This is a genomic window from Bradyrhizobium icense, assembly GCF_001693385.1.
Lineage (GTDB): Bacteria > Pseudomonadota > Alphaproteobacteria > Rhizobiales > Xanthobacteraceae > Bradyrhizobium > Bradyrhizobium icense.
In genome coordinates, this window is record NZ_CP016428.1 from 3,579,864 (window position 1) to 3,593,653 (window position 13,790).

Annotated in this window: 12 protein-coding genes; all 12 read left to right on the plus strand. The window is 61.8% G+C overall.

Annotation, left to right across the window (positions count from 1 at the left end):
* Positions 1-126 precede the first annotated feature (126 nt).
* A complete protein-coding gene (locus tag LMTR13_RS16705; protein WP_065728811.1) occupies positions 127-1,224 on the plus strand; it encodes a helix-turn-helix transcriptional regulator in 1,098 nt (365 codons plus the stop codon).
* 247 nt (positions 1,225-1,471) lie between these two features.
* Positions 1,472-3,526, plus strand: a complete 2,055-nt coding sequence (locus LMTR13_RS16710; RefSeq protein ID WP_065728812.1) for an FAD-dependent oxidoreductase — start codon at positions 1,472-1,474, stop codon at positions 3,524-3,526.
* 162 nt (positions 3,527-3,688) lie between these two features.
* Positions 3,689-5,719: an ABC transporter ATP-binding protein gene (locus LMTR13_RS16715; protein ID WP_065728813.1), complete on the plus strand. Its 2,031-nt coding sequence runs from the start codon at positions 3,689-3,691 to the stop codon at positions 5,717-5,719.
* 939 nt (positions 5,720-6,658) lie between these two features.
* Positions 6,659-7,030 carry a 30S ribosomal protein S12 gene (gene rpsL / locus LMTR13_RS16720; protein WP_057849132.1) on the plus strand — a complete coding sequence of 124 codons (372 nt, stop codon included), beginning with the start codon at positions 6,659-6,661 and terminating at the stop codon, positions 7,028-7,030.
* Between the two features lie 15 nt (positions 7,031-7,045).
* Positions 7,046-7,516: a 30S ribosomal protein S7 gene (gene rpsG, locus LMTR13_RS16725; RefSeq protein ID WP_065728814.1), complete on the plus strand. Its 471-nt coding sequence runs from the start codon at positions 7,046-7,048 to the stop codon at positions 7,514-7,516.
* A 30-nt stretch (positions 7,517-7,546) separates the two neighbouring features.
* A complete protein-coding gene (gene fusA / locus LMTR13_RS16730) occupies positions 7,547-9,619 on the plus strand; it encodes an elongation factor G (protein ID WP_065728815.1) in 2,073 nt (690 codons plus the stop codon).
* 40 nt (positions 9,620-9,659) lie between these two features.
* Positions 9,660-10,850, plus strand: coding sequence for an elongation factor Tu (gene tuf / locus LMTR13_RS16735; RefSeq protein ID WP_065728816.1), 1,191 nt, complete (start codon positions 9,660-9,662; stop codon positions 10,848-10,850).
* Between the two features lie 82 nt (positions 10,851-10,932).
* Positions 10,933-11,241 (plus strand): 30S ribosomal protein S10, encoded by a 309-nt coding sequence (gene rpsJ / locus LMTR13_RS16740; RefSeq protein WP_002712302.1) that lies wholly within the window; start codon positions 10,933-10,935, stop codon positions 11,239-11,241.
* Between the two features lie 52 nt (positions 11,242-11,293).
* Positions 11,294-12,016 (plus strand): 50S ribosomal protein L3, encoded by a 723-nt coding sequence (gene rplC / locus LMTR13_RS16745; protein WP_065728817.1) that lies wholly within the window; start codon positions 11,294-11,296, stop codon positions 12,014-12,016.
* A 1-nt stretch (position 12,017) separates the two neighbouring features.
* The gene (gene rplD, locus LMTR13_RS16750) at positions 12,018-12,638 is read left to right on the plus strand and encodes a 50S ribosomal protein L4 (RefSeq protein ID WP_065728818.1); all 621 of its coding nucleotides are present in this window, start codon (positions 12,018-12,020) and stop codon (positions 12,636-12,638) included.
* Complete coding sequence (locus LMTR13_RS16755; RefSeq protein ID WP_065728819.1) at positions 12,635-12,934, plus strand: 50S ribosomal protein L23; 300 nt, start codon at positions 12,635-12,637, stop codon at positions 12,932-12,934. The genes rplD and LMTR13_RS16755 overlap by 4 nt, the downstream gene beginning before the upstream one ends.
* 12 nt (positions 12,935-12,946) lie before the next feature.
* Complete coding sequence (gene rplB, locus LMTR13_RS16760) at positions 12,947-13,780, plus strand: 50S ribosomal protein L2 (RefSeq protein ID WP_065728820.1); 834 nt, start codon at positions 12,947-12,949, stop codon at positions 13,778-13,780.
* The last annotated feature ends 10 nt before the right edge of the window (positions 13,781-13,790 follow it).

A 13,790-nucleotide genomic window follows, 5' to 3' on the forward strand; every position in this document is an offset into this window, starting at 1 on the left:
GAAAGCCGGCTGTGAAGCCGGCTTTTTGTTTTGCGAACAAGGATATGGTGCTTCACCCGGACGGGTGATCGCTGCTATCAAGTCAGGAAATGGCGTCCTGCCTTGAAGGTAAGATTTGCAATTCCCATGAGCGAGTCGGCTCATCTTGAACCCCTGATCGACCGCATCTACGAGGCGGGGCTCATTCCGTCGCTTTGGCCGGCTGTGCTCGGCGAACTCAGTGCCGCGATCGGCGGCAACGGCGGCTTTCTGTTCGGCGTGCGCGATGGCTACACGAGCGCGGTCAATTCTGCCGAATATGATCAGCTCATGCCGGTTTTCTTGAGAGACGGATGGAGCGAACGCGATCCAAATCTGCCGCGCGCCATTGCCCTCAATCATGCAGGCTTCGTCACTGACTATGATCTCCTCTCGGAGGAGGAGATTGCGACCAACGACGTCTATTGCAACTTTTACCGCAAACACGGCCTTGGCTACCGCGCCGGAACGATCATTCCGATGCCGAGCGGCGATTCAATCGCGATCGTGATGCCGCGGCATCAGGATCATGGCCCGGTGCCGCAAGATGTCGTCAAACTGCTGGATGGGCTGCGGCCGCATCTGGCCCGGGCCTCCCTTGCAGCAAACCGCATTGGCTTCGAGCGCGCACGCGCTCAGGCCGACGCGTTGCAGGTGCTTGGCCTGCCGGGCGCGGTGTTGCGCGGGCGCGGTCGGGTCTTTGCGGCAAACGGCTTGTTCGAAGCGCTAGTCCCTTCGTTGTTTCAGGATCGTATCGAGCGTGTGACGATCACTGATGTCACGGCAGACGCGCTGCTTGCGGAAGCGCTCGGTCCGCGGTCTCTTGCCGATGGTCGAACCGTCAAGTCGATACCGGTCGCTGCGACGGCAATCCGCGTGCCGATGGTGCTGCATGTCGTCCCCGTGCGCGGCGATGCGCGCGATATCTTCACCCAGGCCACCGCGCTGTTGGTGGTGACGCCGGTCGATCGCGCTGCGGTGCCGACGGCGGAAGTCCTGCAAGGCCTGTTCGACCTGACGCCGGCGGAGGCGCGCGTGGCGCGAGGTATCGGCCAGGCTGTAACCATCGATGCGCTTGCGGATGCGACCGGCGTCAATCGGGAGACGGTGCGCAGCCAGCTCAAAGCGGTGCTATCGAAGACCGGCCTGTCACGCCAGCAGGAGCTTGTCAGCCTGCTCGCCGGCAAGGCGTTCCGTGGCGGATAAACAACCGTGCCGTGCAGTAGTGCCGTCGAAACGGCCGACCGTGCCGCTGCTAGAATAGCACGCCCGCAAGAATACGGTGCGAAGACAAAAGGTCGGCGCAAGCCGGCCTTCTTGCTGCTTTCTTTCATTGCTGCGTTGCGAGGGCCTGCTTTGTTCATCTTCCCTTCAGGGTGAAAAGGGCTTTTGCTAGCGGTTCAGACCGGCTGATGTCCTATAGGCAGGGGAGCCGGAGGGCGACGGAAAAGAAATGTTGGATCTTGCAATTGTAGGGGGCGGCCCAGGCGGCTTGATGAGCGCCTGGTACTTGAAGAAAAAGCTTGGCGATCTCTGCCGTGTCACGATTTACGAGGCGTCCGACCGCGTCGGGGGCAAGATTGTCTCGCGCAAATTCGATTCCGCGCCGGCGATGTATGAGGCCGGCGTCGCCGAAATCTACGATTATTCGATGACCGGCCCGGATCCCTTGCGGGAACTGATCCAGCATTTCGGCTTGCAGACGATACCGATGGACGCCGAGCAGGTGCACCTCGACGGCGTGCTGCTCAACGATGTGCCGGGCATGCGCCGCAAGTATGGCGAGAAGACCGCGGCCGCGATCGAGGCGTTCCGCAAGCGCTGCGCCGACTTGGTGTCGCCGATCGAATATTACGAAGGTGTCGGCGCCCACGACAACGAGCATCCATGGGCCTACATGACCTGCGAGGAAGTGCTCGACAAGGAAGTCGACGATCCCACGGCCAAGCGCTTCTTCAAGGTGATGGCGCGCTCGGATATCGCAACGGAGGCGCACAACACCAATGGCCTGAATGCGCTGAAGAACTTCGTGATGGATATCGACGGCTATATCGGCCTGTACTCGATCCAGAACGGCAATGAGCAGTTGATTGAATGCCTGCGCTCGGAAGTCGATGCTGAAATCCAGCTCAATCACCGCGTGCTGAAGGTCGGAAAAACCGCTTCCGGCCGCTATCAGCTCAACATGATGAACGGGAAGGGGCCCGAGACACGGGATTTCGATCTGGTGCTGATGTGCCTGCCGCATTCCTGGCTCGCCACCATGAGCTGGGATGGCGAGGAGCTGCGCAAGTCGATGGTCAAGCACGTCGCTTACTTCGACCGTCCGGCGCATTACTTGCGGATTTCGATCCTGTTCGATGAACCGTTCTGGGGCGAGAAGATCCCCGGCGCCTGGTTCATGTCGGAAGCGTTCGGCGGCTGCTGCGTCTACAATGAGGGCGCCCGCCACGACGTCGGCAGGCATGGCGTGCTCAACTGGTTGATCGCGGGCTCGGATGCGCTGGCATTTGCCAATCTCAGCGATCAGGAACTGATCGACGCCGCGCTCAAATCATTGCCGCCGTCTCTCGGCAATGCCCGCGACTATTTCCTGGAAGGCAAGATTCACCGCTGGCTGTCCTCGGTGAACGCGCTGCCGGGCGGCCTGCCGGTGCGCGACGTCATGACCAACCATCGCCCGGAGCCGAAAGAGCATCCGGGAATCGTGGTGGTCGGCGACTATCTTTTCGATTCGACGTTGAACGGGCTGCTCGACTCCTCCGACGCCGCCACCGACATCATTCTGACCGAGATGATGCGGCTGCGCCGCGCCCGCGCGCAACAGGGCGAGGTGTCGTCCGACAAGATCGACCGCAGCTATTTCGAGAATTACCGTGGGCTGGGCCCCTACAGCGAAGTCTGGAGCCAGTTTACCGACCCGGCCTATCTAACGGATCTGATCAAGATCGTCTGGAACAGAGCCAAGGGTTACAAGCTGCTCGTTGCCGGCTCGGCCAGCGGCGAGCTGGTCGGCGCGCTGCGCGAACGTGGCATCGATGCCTGGGGTATCGAAAACAACAAGGCGATCCACGCCAGCACACCGAAGGCGCTGAAGAAGTTCAACAAGCTCGGCTCGATCGTCGACATACCCTTCAAGGACGACGAGTTCGATTTCGTGTTCGAGACCAGCCTGTGTCACGTTTCCGAAAAGCAGGTCCCGCGGGCGGTGCGCGAACTGAACCGCGTCGTGAAGACCGGCCTGGTGTTCGGATCGGTGACATCGGACATGGCCCCCGCACTGATCGACCGTTACGACCTGCTGCGCGGCGTGAAGAAGCTCGGTACCTGGTGGGAATGGTCCGAATTGTTCTTCGGCAACGGATTCGACCTCTCGATGCACCGGCGCGACTGCACCGACGCGTTATGGGCCGCGACGCTGGCCGCCAACAAGGGGCCGGGGCAGTGGTACGCCGACGCCGACAGCCTGCGCTATTCGTTTTTCGACAAGGTCGAATCGGAAGATTGAGCTCCGACTGGTTGTATTGAGCGTGACCGCTCCGCTGAAGCGGAGCCGGTTACGCCAAACGTTTGCCGAATTCATCCCAATCGCATAGAATCTTTGCGGTAGCGTCCGCCGCTGCCGCGTTCGATTTGCGGTCATGCCGGCCGTGCAGCATCGGTTGGTTTCATGGCGCCCAAGCCTCCGTCCTCGGATGATCAGAATCCCGCGCCGGCGGACGATCCCGAGTTCGCGAAGAAGCTCGCGGCCGGGCCTGCCGCTACGACCGTCGCCGGTGGGAAGGCGGCCGGCATCCCCCCCGACGCTGACAAGGACGACGAAGAGGACGAGATCGAGCTCGACGACGATGATGATGACGAGGATCTCGTCGTCTTCACCGCCAAGGAAGCCGCCGGCGCGATGGCGACCATCTACGGCTTCGTCAAGCCGTATCTGGGCAATTACAGGAAACTGCTCGTCTTCGTGACCTTCGGCGTTCTCGTCGAGACGCTGTTCAACGTCATCATGCCGCTCAGCCTGAAATTCCTGATCGACGATGCGCTGGGCGAAGAGGATTTTCAGGCGCTCTACAAGATCCTCGGCGTGCTCGCGGTCGCCGGCATCGTCACCTCGATCATTGCGGTCTGGTACGAGCGCTGGGATGCGCGGCTGGCGGCGTCCATCATTGCCGACGTGCGGACGCGGCTGTTCGAGCACGTCCAGAACCTGCCGGCGTCATATTTTGTCCGTACCAAACGCGGCGAAATCCTCTCGCGCTTCTCGATCGACCTCGCAGCCTTCGAGGGCTCGGTCAAGACGTTCGCCAACAGCGCCGCTTTACCGTTCCTGGAATTGATCGCCGGCATCATCCTGATGCTGTTCTTGAACTGGCAGCTCGCGGCGGTCGCCCTCCTGGTATTCCCGATCACGCTGATCGGGCCGCGGATCCTGACGCCGAAGGCGGTGCAGGCGAATTATGAGCAGAAGCTGAATGAAGCGGCGCTGCTCGGCACGGTGCAGGAAAACGTGGCGGCGCAGGCCGTGATCAAGGCGTTCAGCCTGCAGCGCCGCACGCTTGGCTGGTTCACCATGCGCAACCGGGATGTGCGCATCAAGACCGCGTCCGCCGTGTTCCTGTCCACCATGGTGGAGCGCACTGTCACCATTTCGGTGCTGCTGCTGCATCTCGTGGTGCTGGCGATCGGCGCCTATCTCGCCACCAAGGGCCAGATCACCATCGGCACCTTCGTCACCTTCGAGAGCGCGTTCTGGGAGGTGTCCTACAACATCGCCCATTTGATGCATTTCATCCCGGTGTCGATCCAGTCGGCGGCGGCGGTGCGGCACATGCAGGAACTGCTGGATGAGCCGACCCGCGGCGCCGACCGGCCGGGCGCGCCGGATTTGCCGCCGATCACCAACGACATCACCTTCGACCGCGTCACCTTCGCCTATGAAGGCAGCGAGATGCCGGTGCTCGACAATTTCAGCCTCAAGCTCGATGTCGGCAAGCGCATCGCGATCGTCGGGCCGAGCGGCTCCGGCAAAAGCACGCTGCTCAACCTGATCCTGCGTCTTTACACGCCGGACGAGGGGCGGGTGGCGATCGACGGCGTCGATATCCGCCGCGTAACGCGCGAATCGTTGCGCCGAGGCATGGCCATCGTGTTCCAGGAGAACATGCTGTTCAACATGTCGATCCGCGAGAACATCCGGCTTGGGAAGGAAGGCGCCACCGATGAGGAGGTCGAGGAAGCCGCGCGCAAGGCCGAGATTCACCGCTACATCATGAGCCTGCCGCAGAAATACGACACGCCGGTCGGCGAGCGCGGCGACACGCTGTCGGGTGGCCAGCGTCAGCGCATTGCGATCGCGCGCGCGATCATCCGCAATCCGTCGCTGCTATTGCTCGATGAAGCGACCTCGGCACTCGACCAGACCACGGAAGCCGCGATCAACCGCACGCTTCTGAAGGTGGCGCAAGGGCGCACCATGATCTGGTCGACCCACCGCCTGACATCGGTGGTCGAGATGGACGAGATCATCGTGATTTCAGGCGGTAAGGCGATCGAGCGCGGCTCGCATGCGCAGTTGCTCGCGGCCAACGGCGTCTACCGCAAGCTCTGGGACGACCAGGGCCATACGCCGTACAACGCCGCCGCTCAGGCCGACGACGACAACGAAGATGACGACGACGATGAGGATGAAGACGAGGAGTGAGCGGAGCGGTTCGATCTCGCGCTGAGGCGCAGGCAGCCGGATCGCGCGATCCAGTTTTCGCCGTCATGGGTGGCCGAGCGCAGCACCGAATCGGCGATTCCGGTCTGGTAGAAGCGGCAGAGCTGCCCGTCGCCGTTGATTTTTTCGACGCGGAAGCCGGATGGATAGACCTGATGAGGGTCGATCGGGACAGTCGGAATTCACGCACGTCCGAGCATCGCGGCCGCGGTCGAGCTGGCTCTACCGCCCCGGATGATTTCATCCGGAATTTCAGCCGGGGTGCGACACTTTTGCACCCGGAAAAGGCAAATAAAGGCTTAGTCTGGCGATCGGCTCTGGATCGAAAGCCACGAGAATGCTGTTCCGATATATCTACCCGGATAAAAATGGCGACTCGGGCGGCTCAGGGCACGGCGGAATATTGCCCATTTCGGACTTCCCGAATTCATGCGAAGCGCTGAATCCACAGACGCCATAGGCATTTCCAGCGTTCTCCTTTTGCTTGACTTAGCTATCCACCGCTTATAGAAGACGGCCACTTAACGACAGGCGGTGAGCTACGCCAGCGTCGGAACGGACCACCCTTTCAAATCCTTATTGGACTGAGACGGGCACCAACCTCGACGAATGCCGCTCAAACGCTGTCGATCATACTGCTAGGCAATGCCAGGACGATTTTAGTTCTCTTGAGCACGTCCTCTTGAGAGTTAACTCGGATGCATGATCTCGGTGGCGGGCCGGACAGCGAACGCTGATCGGCCTTAACTCGCGGTCCTCTGTGGCGTCGAAGCGCTTTCCGCTCAGCAATGGGTGGTTGGCGCGATTTCGTTTTGCGTGAAGGTTTTTCGCGTGAGGCGGGCCGAACGGAACGGCTAGTTCCGAGAAGAATTTTGCGAAAGCCATTCAAGGTTTCGCGCGAACTAAAGGGTGAAGGCTGACATGCCGACGATCAACCAGCTGATCGCAAAACCGCGTACCGTACAGAAGTCGCGCAAGAAGGTGCCGGCGCTGCAGCAGTCGCCGCAGAAGCGCGGCGTGTGCACGCGCGTCTACACCACGACCCCGAAGAAGCCGAACTCGGCGCTTCGTAAGGTTGCCAAGGTGCGCCTGACCAACGGCTTTGAGGTGATCGGCTACATCCCGGGTGAAGGCCATAACCTTCAGGAGCACTCGGTGGTGATGATCCGCGGCGGCCGCGTCAAGGACTTGCCCGGCGTGCGCTACCACATCCTCCGCGGCGTCCTCGATACCCAGGGCGTCAAGAACCGTAAGCAGCGTCGTTCGAAGTACGGCGCGAAGCGTCCGAAATAAGCGGGAACAGACAAGATGTCTCGTCGCCATTCTGCCGAAAAGCGTGAAGTCAACCCGGATCCGAAGTTCGGGAACGTCATCATTACGAAGTTCATGAATTCGATCATGTACGACGGCAAGAAGTCTGCTGCCGAAAACATCGTCTATGGCGCGCTCGCCATGATCGAGGCCAAGACCAAGCAGGGGCCGCTCACCGTGTTCGAGCAGGCGCTGGAAAACGTCATGCCGACCATCGAAGTGCGGTCCCGCCGCGTCGGTGGCGCCACCTACCAGGTGCCGGTCGAAGTGCGTTCGGTCCGCCGCCAGGCGCTGGGGATTCGCTGGCTGATCACGGCCGCGCGCGAGCGTAACGAAAAGACGATGACGGAGCGGCTCTCGGCCGAGCTGCTCGATGCGTCAAACAACCGGGGGAACGCCGTCAAGAAGCGTGAAGACGTGCACCGCATGGCGGAAGCCAACCGCGCCTTCTCGCATTATCGCTGGTAACGGCGAAGAACGGATTTAAGGAACAAGCCCATGCCCCGCCAACATGCCATCGAGGACTACCGTAACTTCGGTATCATGGCGCATATCGACGCCGGCAAGACCACGACCACCGAGCGCATCCTTTATTACACCGGCAAGAGCCACAAGATCGGCGAAGTGCACGAAGGTGCCGCGACGATGGACTGGATGGAGCAGGAGCAGGAGCGTGGCATCACGATCACCTCGGCTGCGACCACCGCGTTCTGGAACGGCAAGCGCCTGAACATCATCGACACCCCCGGCCACGTCGACTTCACCATCGAAGTCGAGCGTTCGCTGCGCGTGCTCGACGGCGCGGTATGCGTGCTCGATTCCAACCAGGGCGTCGAACCGCAGACCGAAACCGTCTGGCGCCAGGGCGACAAGTACAAGGTTCCGCGCATCGTCTTCGCCAACAAGATGGACAAGACCGGCGCCGACTTCTTCAAGTGTCTCGCCGACATCGTCGACCGCCTCGGCGCCAAGCCGATCGCGATCCAGCTCCCGATCGGCGCCGAGAACAACTTCAAGGGTCTCGTCGACCTCGTGAAGATGCAGGGCATCATCTGGAACGATGAATCGCTCGGCGCCAAGTTCGACTATGTCGACATCCCGGCCGACCTCGTCGACCAGGCCAAGGAATACCGCGAGAAGATGGTGGAAGCCGCCGTCGAGCTCGACGACGACGCCATGGCCGCCTACCTCGACGGCAAGGAGCCGGACGAGGCGACGCTGAAGCGCTTGCTCCGCAAGGCCGTGCTGACCGGCGCCTTCTATCCCGTGCTGTGCGGCTCGGCGTTCAAGAACAAGGGTGTGCAGCCGCTGCTCGACGCCGTCGTCGACTATCTGCCGTCGCCGATCGACGTGCCCGCGATCAAGGGTACCGACGATGACGGCAATGAAGTGGTGCGCAAGGCCGACGACAAGGAGCCGCTGGCTCTGCTCGCGTTCAAGATCATGGACGACCCGTTCGTCGGCACCATCACCTTCTGCCGCATCTATTCGGGCATTCTGCAGTCGGGCACCGGGGTCATCAATTCGACCCGCGAGAAGAAAGAGCGTATCGGCCGCATGCTGTTGATGCATGCGAACAACCGCGAAGACATCAAGGAAGCCTATGCCGGCGACATCGTCGCGCTGGCGGGCCTGAAGGAAGCGCGCACCGGTGATACGCTGTGCGATCCCGACAAGCCGGTGATTCTGGAAAAGATGGAATTCCCGGAGCCGGTGATCGAAATCGCGATCGAGCCGAAGTCGAAGGCCGACCAGGAAAAGCTCGGCGTAGCACTGGCGAAGCTCGCTGCAGAAGATCCGTCGTTCCGCGTGTCGACCGACCAGGAGTCCGGCCAGACCATCTTGAAGGGCATGGGCGAACTCCATCTCGACATCAAGGTCGACATCCTCAAGCGCACCTACAAGGTCGATGCCAACATCGGCGCACCGCAGGTGGCGTTCCGTGAGCGGGTCACCAAGCGCGCTGAAGTCAAGTACACGCACAAGAAGCAGACCGGCGGTACCGGTCAGTTCGCCGAAGTGTCGCTCATCGTGGAGCCGAACGAGCCCGGCAAGGGTTACGAGTTCGAGTCCAAGATCGTCGGCGGCGCGGTGCCGAAGGAATACATCCCCGGCGTCGAAAAGGGCCTCAACAGCGTGATGGGCTCGGGCGTCGTCGCCGGCTTCCCGGTGGTCGACGTCAAGGTTCAACTGGTCGACGGCAAGTACCACGACGTCGACTCGTCGGCGCTGGCCTTCGAAATAGCATCGCGCGCGGCATTCCGCGAAGCGCTGCAGAAGGGCAAGTCTGTTCTGCTCGAGCCGATCATGAAGGTCGAAGTGGTGACCCCGGAAGACTATACCGGTTCGGTCATCGGCGACCTGAATTCCCGGCGCGGCCAGATCCAGGGTCAGGACATGCGGGGCAACGCCAACGTCATCAACGCGATGGTGCCGCTCATGAACATGTTCGGGTACGTGAATAACCTGCGCTCGATGAGCCAGGGACGCGCGACCTTCACGATGCAATTCGATCACTACGCTGAAGCGCCGGCGAACGTGTCGGCAGAAGTCCAGAAGAAGTTTGCCTGATTGTCGTTGGTTGCAAGCTAACGATTGAACGGAGAGTCAAATGGCCAAAGCAAAGTTTGAACGTACTAAACCGCACTGCAACATCGGAACCATCGGTCACGTCGACCATGGCAAGACATCGCTGACCGCAGCGATCACCAAGGTGCTGGCTGAAACCGGCGGTGCAACGTTCACGGCGTACGACCAGATCGACAAGGCGCCGGAAGAGAAGGCGCGCGGCATCACCATCTCGACCGCTCACGTCGAGTATGAGACGAAGAACCGCCACTACGCCCACGTCGACTGCCCCGGCCATGCCGACTATGTGAAGAACATGATCACCGGCGCCGCTCAGATGGACGGTGCGATCCTGGTCGTGTCGGCCGCCGACGGCCCGATGCCGCAGACCCGCGAGCACATCCTGCTCGCCCGTCAGGTCGGTGTTCCCGCGCTCGTCGTGTTCCTGAACAAGTGCGACATGGTCGACGATCCGGAGCTGCTCGAGCTCGTCGAGCTCGAAGTTCGTGAACTGCTCTCGAAGTACGAATTCCCAGGCGACAAGATCCCGATCATCAAGGGCTCGGCGCTCGCCGCCCTCGAAGACAAGGACAAGACGCTCGGCCACGACGCGATCCTCGAGCTGATGCGCAATGTCGACGAATACATTCCGCAGCCGGAGCGTCCGGTTGACCAGCCGTTCCTGATGCCGGTGGAAGACGTGTTCTCGATCTCGGGCCGCGGCACCGTCGTCACCGGCCGTGTCGAGCGCGGCATCATCAAGGTCGGCGAGGAAATCGAAATCGTCGGTCTGCGCGACACCCAGAAGACCATCGTCACGGGCGTCGAAATGTTCCGCAAGCTGCTCGATCAGGGCCAGGCCGGCGACAACATCGGCGCGCTGCTCCGCGGCACCAAGCGCGAGGAAGTCGAGCGTGGCCAGGTGCTGGCGAAGCCAGGTTCGGTCAAGCCGCACACCAAGTTCAAGGCTGAGGCCTACATCCTGACCAAGGAAGAGGGCGGTCGTCACACCCCGTTCTTCACCAACTACCGGCCGCAGTTCTACTTCCGCACCACCGACGTGACCGGCGTCGTGCACCTGCCCGAAGGCACCGAGATGGTGATGCCGGGCGACAACATCGCGATGGAAGTGCACCTGATCGTGCCGATCGCGATGGAAGAAAAGCTGCGCTTCGCGATCCGCGAAGGCGGCCGCACCGTCGGCGCCGGCGTCGTCGCCGCCATCATCGAATAAGGAAGCGAATAGGGATTGGCGAGTAGCGAATGGCACCATTCGCTATTCGCTATTCGCCACTCACTAAAGAAAGACAACGGCAATGAACGGCCAAAATATTCGCATCCGTCTCAAGGCGTTCGACCATCGAATCCTCGATACGTCGACCCGCGAGATCGTGAACACGGCGAAACGTACCGGTGCCCAGGTTCGCGGACCCATTCCGCTACCCACCCGCATCGAGAAGTTCACCGTCAACCGTTCGCCGCACGTCGACAAGAAGAGCCGCGAGCAATTCGAGATGCGCACCCACAAGCGCCTTCTCGACATTGTCGACCCGACCCCGCAGACCGTCGATGCTTTGATGAAGCTCGACCTGGCCGCCGGTGTCGACGTCGAGATCAAGCTCTAAGATTTTCAGGATCGTCCGACGTTAGCGGACAGAAAGAACAGGAAGCACGCCGATGCGCTCCGGAGTGATCGCACAAAAGGTCGGGATGACGCGGGTCTTTACGGAGGCCGGCGAACATATCCCTGTGACCGTGCTGAAGCTGGGCAATTGCCAGGTGCTGGGCCACCGCACGACCGAAAAGAACGGTTACGTCGCGCTGCAGCTCGGTTCGGGTACCCGCAAGACCGTGTATCTGCCCAAGGCGGAGCGCGGCCAGTTTGCCACGGCCAAGGTCGAGCCCAAGCGGAAAGTCGCCGAGTTTCGCGTCTCGGAAGACGCGCTGATTCCGGTTGGCGCCGAGATCCAGGCAGACCATTTCGTGGTCGGCCAGTTCGTCGACGTCACCGGCACCTCGGTCGGTAAGGGTTTTGCCGGCGGCATGAAGCGCTGGAATTTCGGCGGTCTGCGCGCCACCCACGGTGTGTCGGTTTCGCACCGTTCGATCGGTTCGACCGGCGGTCGTCAGGATCCCGGCAAGACCTTCAAGAACAAGAAGATGCCCGGTCACATGGGTGTCGATCGCATCACCACGCTCAATTTGCGTGTGGTGCAGACCGACGTCGAGCGCGGCCTGATCCTGGTCGAGGGCGCCGTTCCCGGCTCCAAGGGCGGCTGGATCTCGGTGCGCGACGCCGTGAAGAAGCCGTTGCCGAAGGATGCTCCGAAGCCCGGCAAATTCAAGGTCGCCGGCGGCGAGCAGGCTGCTGCTGCACCGGCCGAGCAGGAGGGCGCGTGAGATGGAACTGAAAGTCACGACCCTTGAAGGCAAGGAAGCTGGATCGGTCCAGCTCTCGGACGCGATCTTCGGTCTGGAGCCGCGTGCCGACATCATCCAGCGCTGCGTGCAATGGCAGCTCAACAAGCGCCAGGCCGGAACGCACAAGGCAAAGGGGCGCGCCGAAATCTGGCGCACCGGCAAGAAAATGTACAAGCAGAAGGGCACCGGCGGCGCCCGTCACGGCTCGGCCCGCGTGCCGCAGTTCCGCGGCGGTGGCCGAGCGTTCGGTCCGGTGGTTCGCTCGCACGCGACCGACCTGCCGAAGAAGGTGCGCGCGCTGGCGCTCAAGCATGCTCTGTCGGCGAAGGCCAAGGATGGCGGCCTGATCGTGATCGATAGCGCGCAGGTCAAGGAAGCCAAGACCAAGGCGCTGGTCGGTCACTTCTCCGGGCTTGGGCTCACCAATGCGCTGATCATCGACGGTGCCGAGCTCAACAACGGTTTCGCGACCGCGGCCCGCAACATTCCGAATATCGACGTGCTGCCGATCCAGGGCATCAACGTCTACGACATTCTGCGCCGTCAGAAGCTCGTGCTGACGAAGGCGGCAGTGGATGCGCTGGAGGCGCGCTTCAAATGAAGAATATCGATCCGCGCCATTACGACGTGATCGTAGCCCCCGTCGTCACCGAAAAGGCGACGGTTGCGTCCGAGCACAACAAGGTCGTGTTCAAGGTCGCCGGCAAGGCGACCAAGCCGCAAATCAAGGAAGCCGTCGAGAAGCTGTTCGACGTCAAGGTGAAGAGCGTGAACACGCTGGTCCGCAAGGGCAAGACCAAGGTGTTCCGCGGCAATTTCGGTTCGCAGTCGGACTCGAAGCGGGCTGTCGTGACCCTCGAAGAGGGCCACCGCATCGACGTCACCACCGGACTATAAGGCGACACAGCGATGGCATTGAAAACATACAATCCGACGACGCCGGGCCAGCGCCAGCTGGTGATGGTCGACCGTTCGGCGCTCTACAAGGGCAAGCCGGTGAAGGCGCTGACCGAGGGCAAGCTCGGCAATGGCGGCCGCAACAACACCGGCCGCATCACCGTGCGCTTCCGCGGCGGCGGCCACAAGAAGGCCTACCGTTTGGTGGACTTCAAGCGGAACAAGGTCGACGTTCCCGCCGTCGTCGAGCGGCTGGAATACGATCCGAACCGCACCGCGTTCATCGCGCTGATCAAGTATCAGGACGGTGAGCAGGCCTACATCCTGGCGCCGCAGCGGCTGGCCGCGGGCGACACCGTGGTTGCCGGCAACTATGTCGACGTGAAGCCGGGCAATGTCATGCCGCTCGGCAACATGCCGGTCGGCACCATCGTCCACAACATCGAGATGAAGATCGGGAAGGGCGGCCAGATCGCCCGTTCCGCCGGCACCTACGCCCAGATCGTCGGCCGCGACCAGGATTACGTCATTCTGCGCCTGAACTCGGGCGAGCAGCGCCTGGTGCACGGCCGTTGCCGCGGCACTATCGGTGCGGTGTCGAACCCCGATCACATGAACATTTCGATCGGCAAGGCCGGCCGCACCCGCTGGCTAGGCTGGCGTCCGCATAACCGCGGCGTCGTCATGAACCCGATCGATCACCCGCACGGCGGCGGAGAAGGCCGCACCTCGGGCGGCCGCCACCCGGTCACCCCGTGGGGCAAGCCGACCAAGGGCAAGAAGACCCGGTCGAACAAGTCGACCAACCGATTCATCCTCCTAAGCCGCCACAAGCGGAAGAAGTAAGGAACGCCGG

What these genes read in the sequence shown, in the direction of transcription:
- rplC (WP_065728817.1), top strand. Translation starts at nt 11,294, where the DNA reads ATGCGCTCCGGAGTGATCGCACAAAAGGTCGGGATGACGCGGGTCTTT.
- LMTR13_RS16755 (WP_065728819.1), top strand. Translation starts at nt 12,635, where the DNA reads ATGAAGAATATCGATCCGCGCCATTACGACGTGATCGTAGCCCCCGTC.
- tuf (WP_065728816.1), top strand. Translation starts at nt 9,660, where the DNA reads ATGGCCAAAGCAAAGTTTGAACGTACTAAACCGCACTGCAACATCGGA.
- rpsJ (WP_002712302.1), top strand. Translation starts at nt 10,933, where the DNA reads ATGAACGGCCAAAATATTCGCATCCGTCTCAAGGCGTTCGACCATCGA.
- LMTR13_RS16705 (WP_065728811.1), top strand. Translation starts at nt 127, where the DNA reads ATGAGCGAGTCGGCTCATCTTGAACCCCTGATCGACCGCATCTACGAG.
- rpsG (WP_065728814.1), top strand. Translation starts at nt 7,046, where the DNA reads ATGTCTCGTCGCCATTCTGCCGAAAAGCGTGAAGTCAACCCGGATCCG.
- rpsL (WP_057849132.1), top strand. Translation starts at nt 6,659, where the DNA reads ATGCCGACGATCAACCAGCTGATCGCAAAACCGCGTACCGTACAGAAG.
- fusA (WP_065728815.1), top strand. Translation starts at nt 7,547, where the DNA reads ATGCCCCGCCAACATGCCATCGAGGACTACCGTAACTTCGGTATCATG.
- LMTR13_RS16715 (WP_065728813.1), top strand. Translation starts at nt 3,689, where the DNA reads ATGGCGCCCAAGCCTCCGTCCTCGGATGATCAGAATCCCGCGCCGGCG.
- rplB (WP_065728820.1), top strand. Translation starts at nt 12,947, where the DNA reads ATGGCATTGAAAACATACAATCCGACGACGCCGGGCCAGCGCCAGCTG.
- rplD (WP_065728818.1), top strand. Translation starts at nt 12,018, where the DNA reads ATGGAACTGAAAGTCACGACCCTTGAAGGCAAGGAAGCTGGATCGGTC.
- LMTR13_RS16710 (WP_065728812.1), top strand. Translation starts at nt 1,472, where the DNA reads ATGTTGGATCTTGCAATTGTAGGGGGCGGCCCAGGCGGCTTGATGAGC.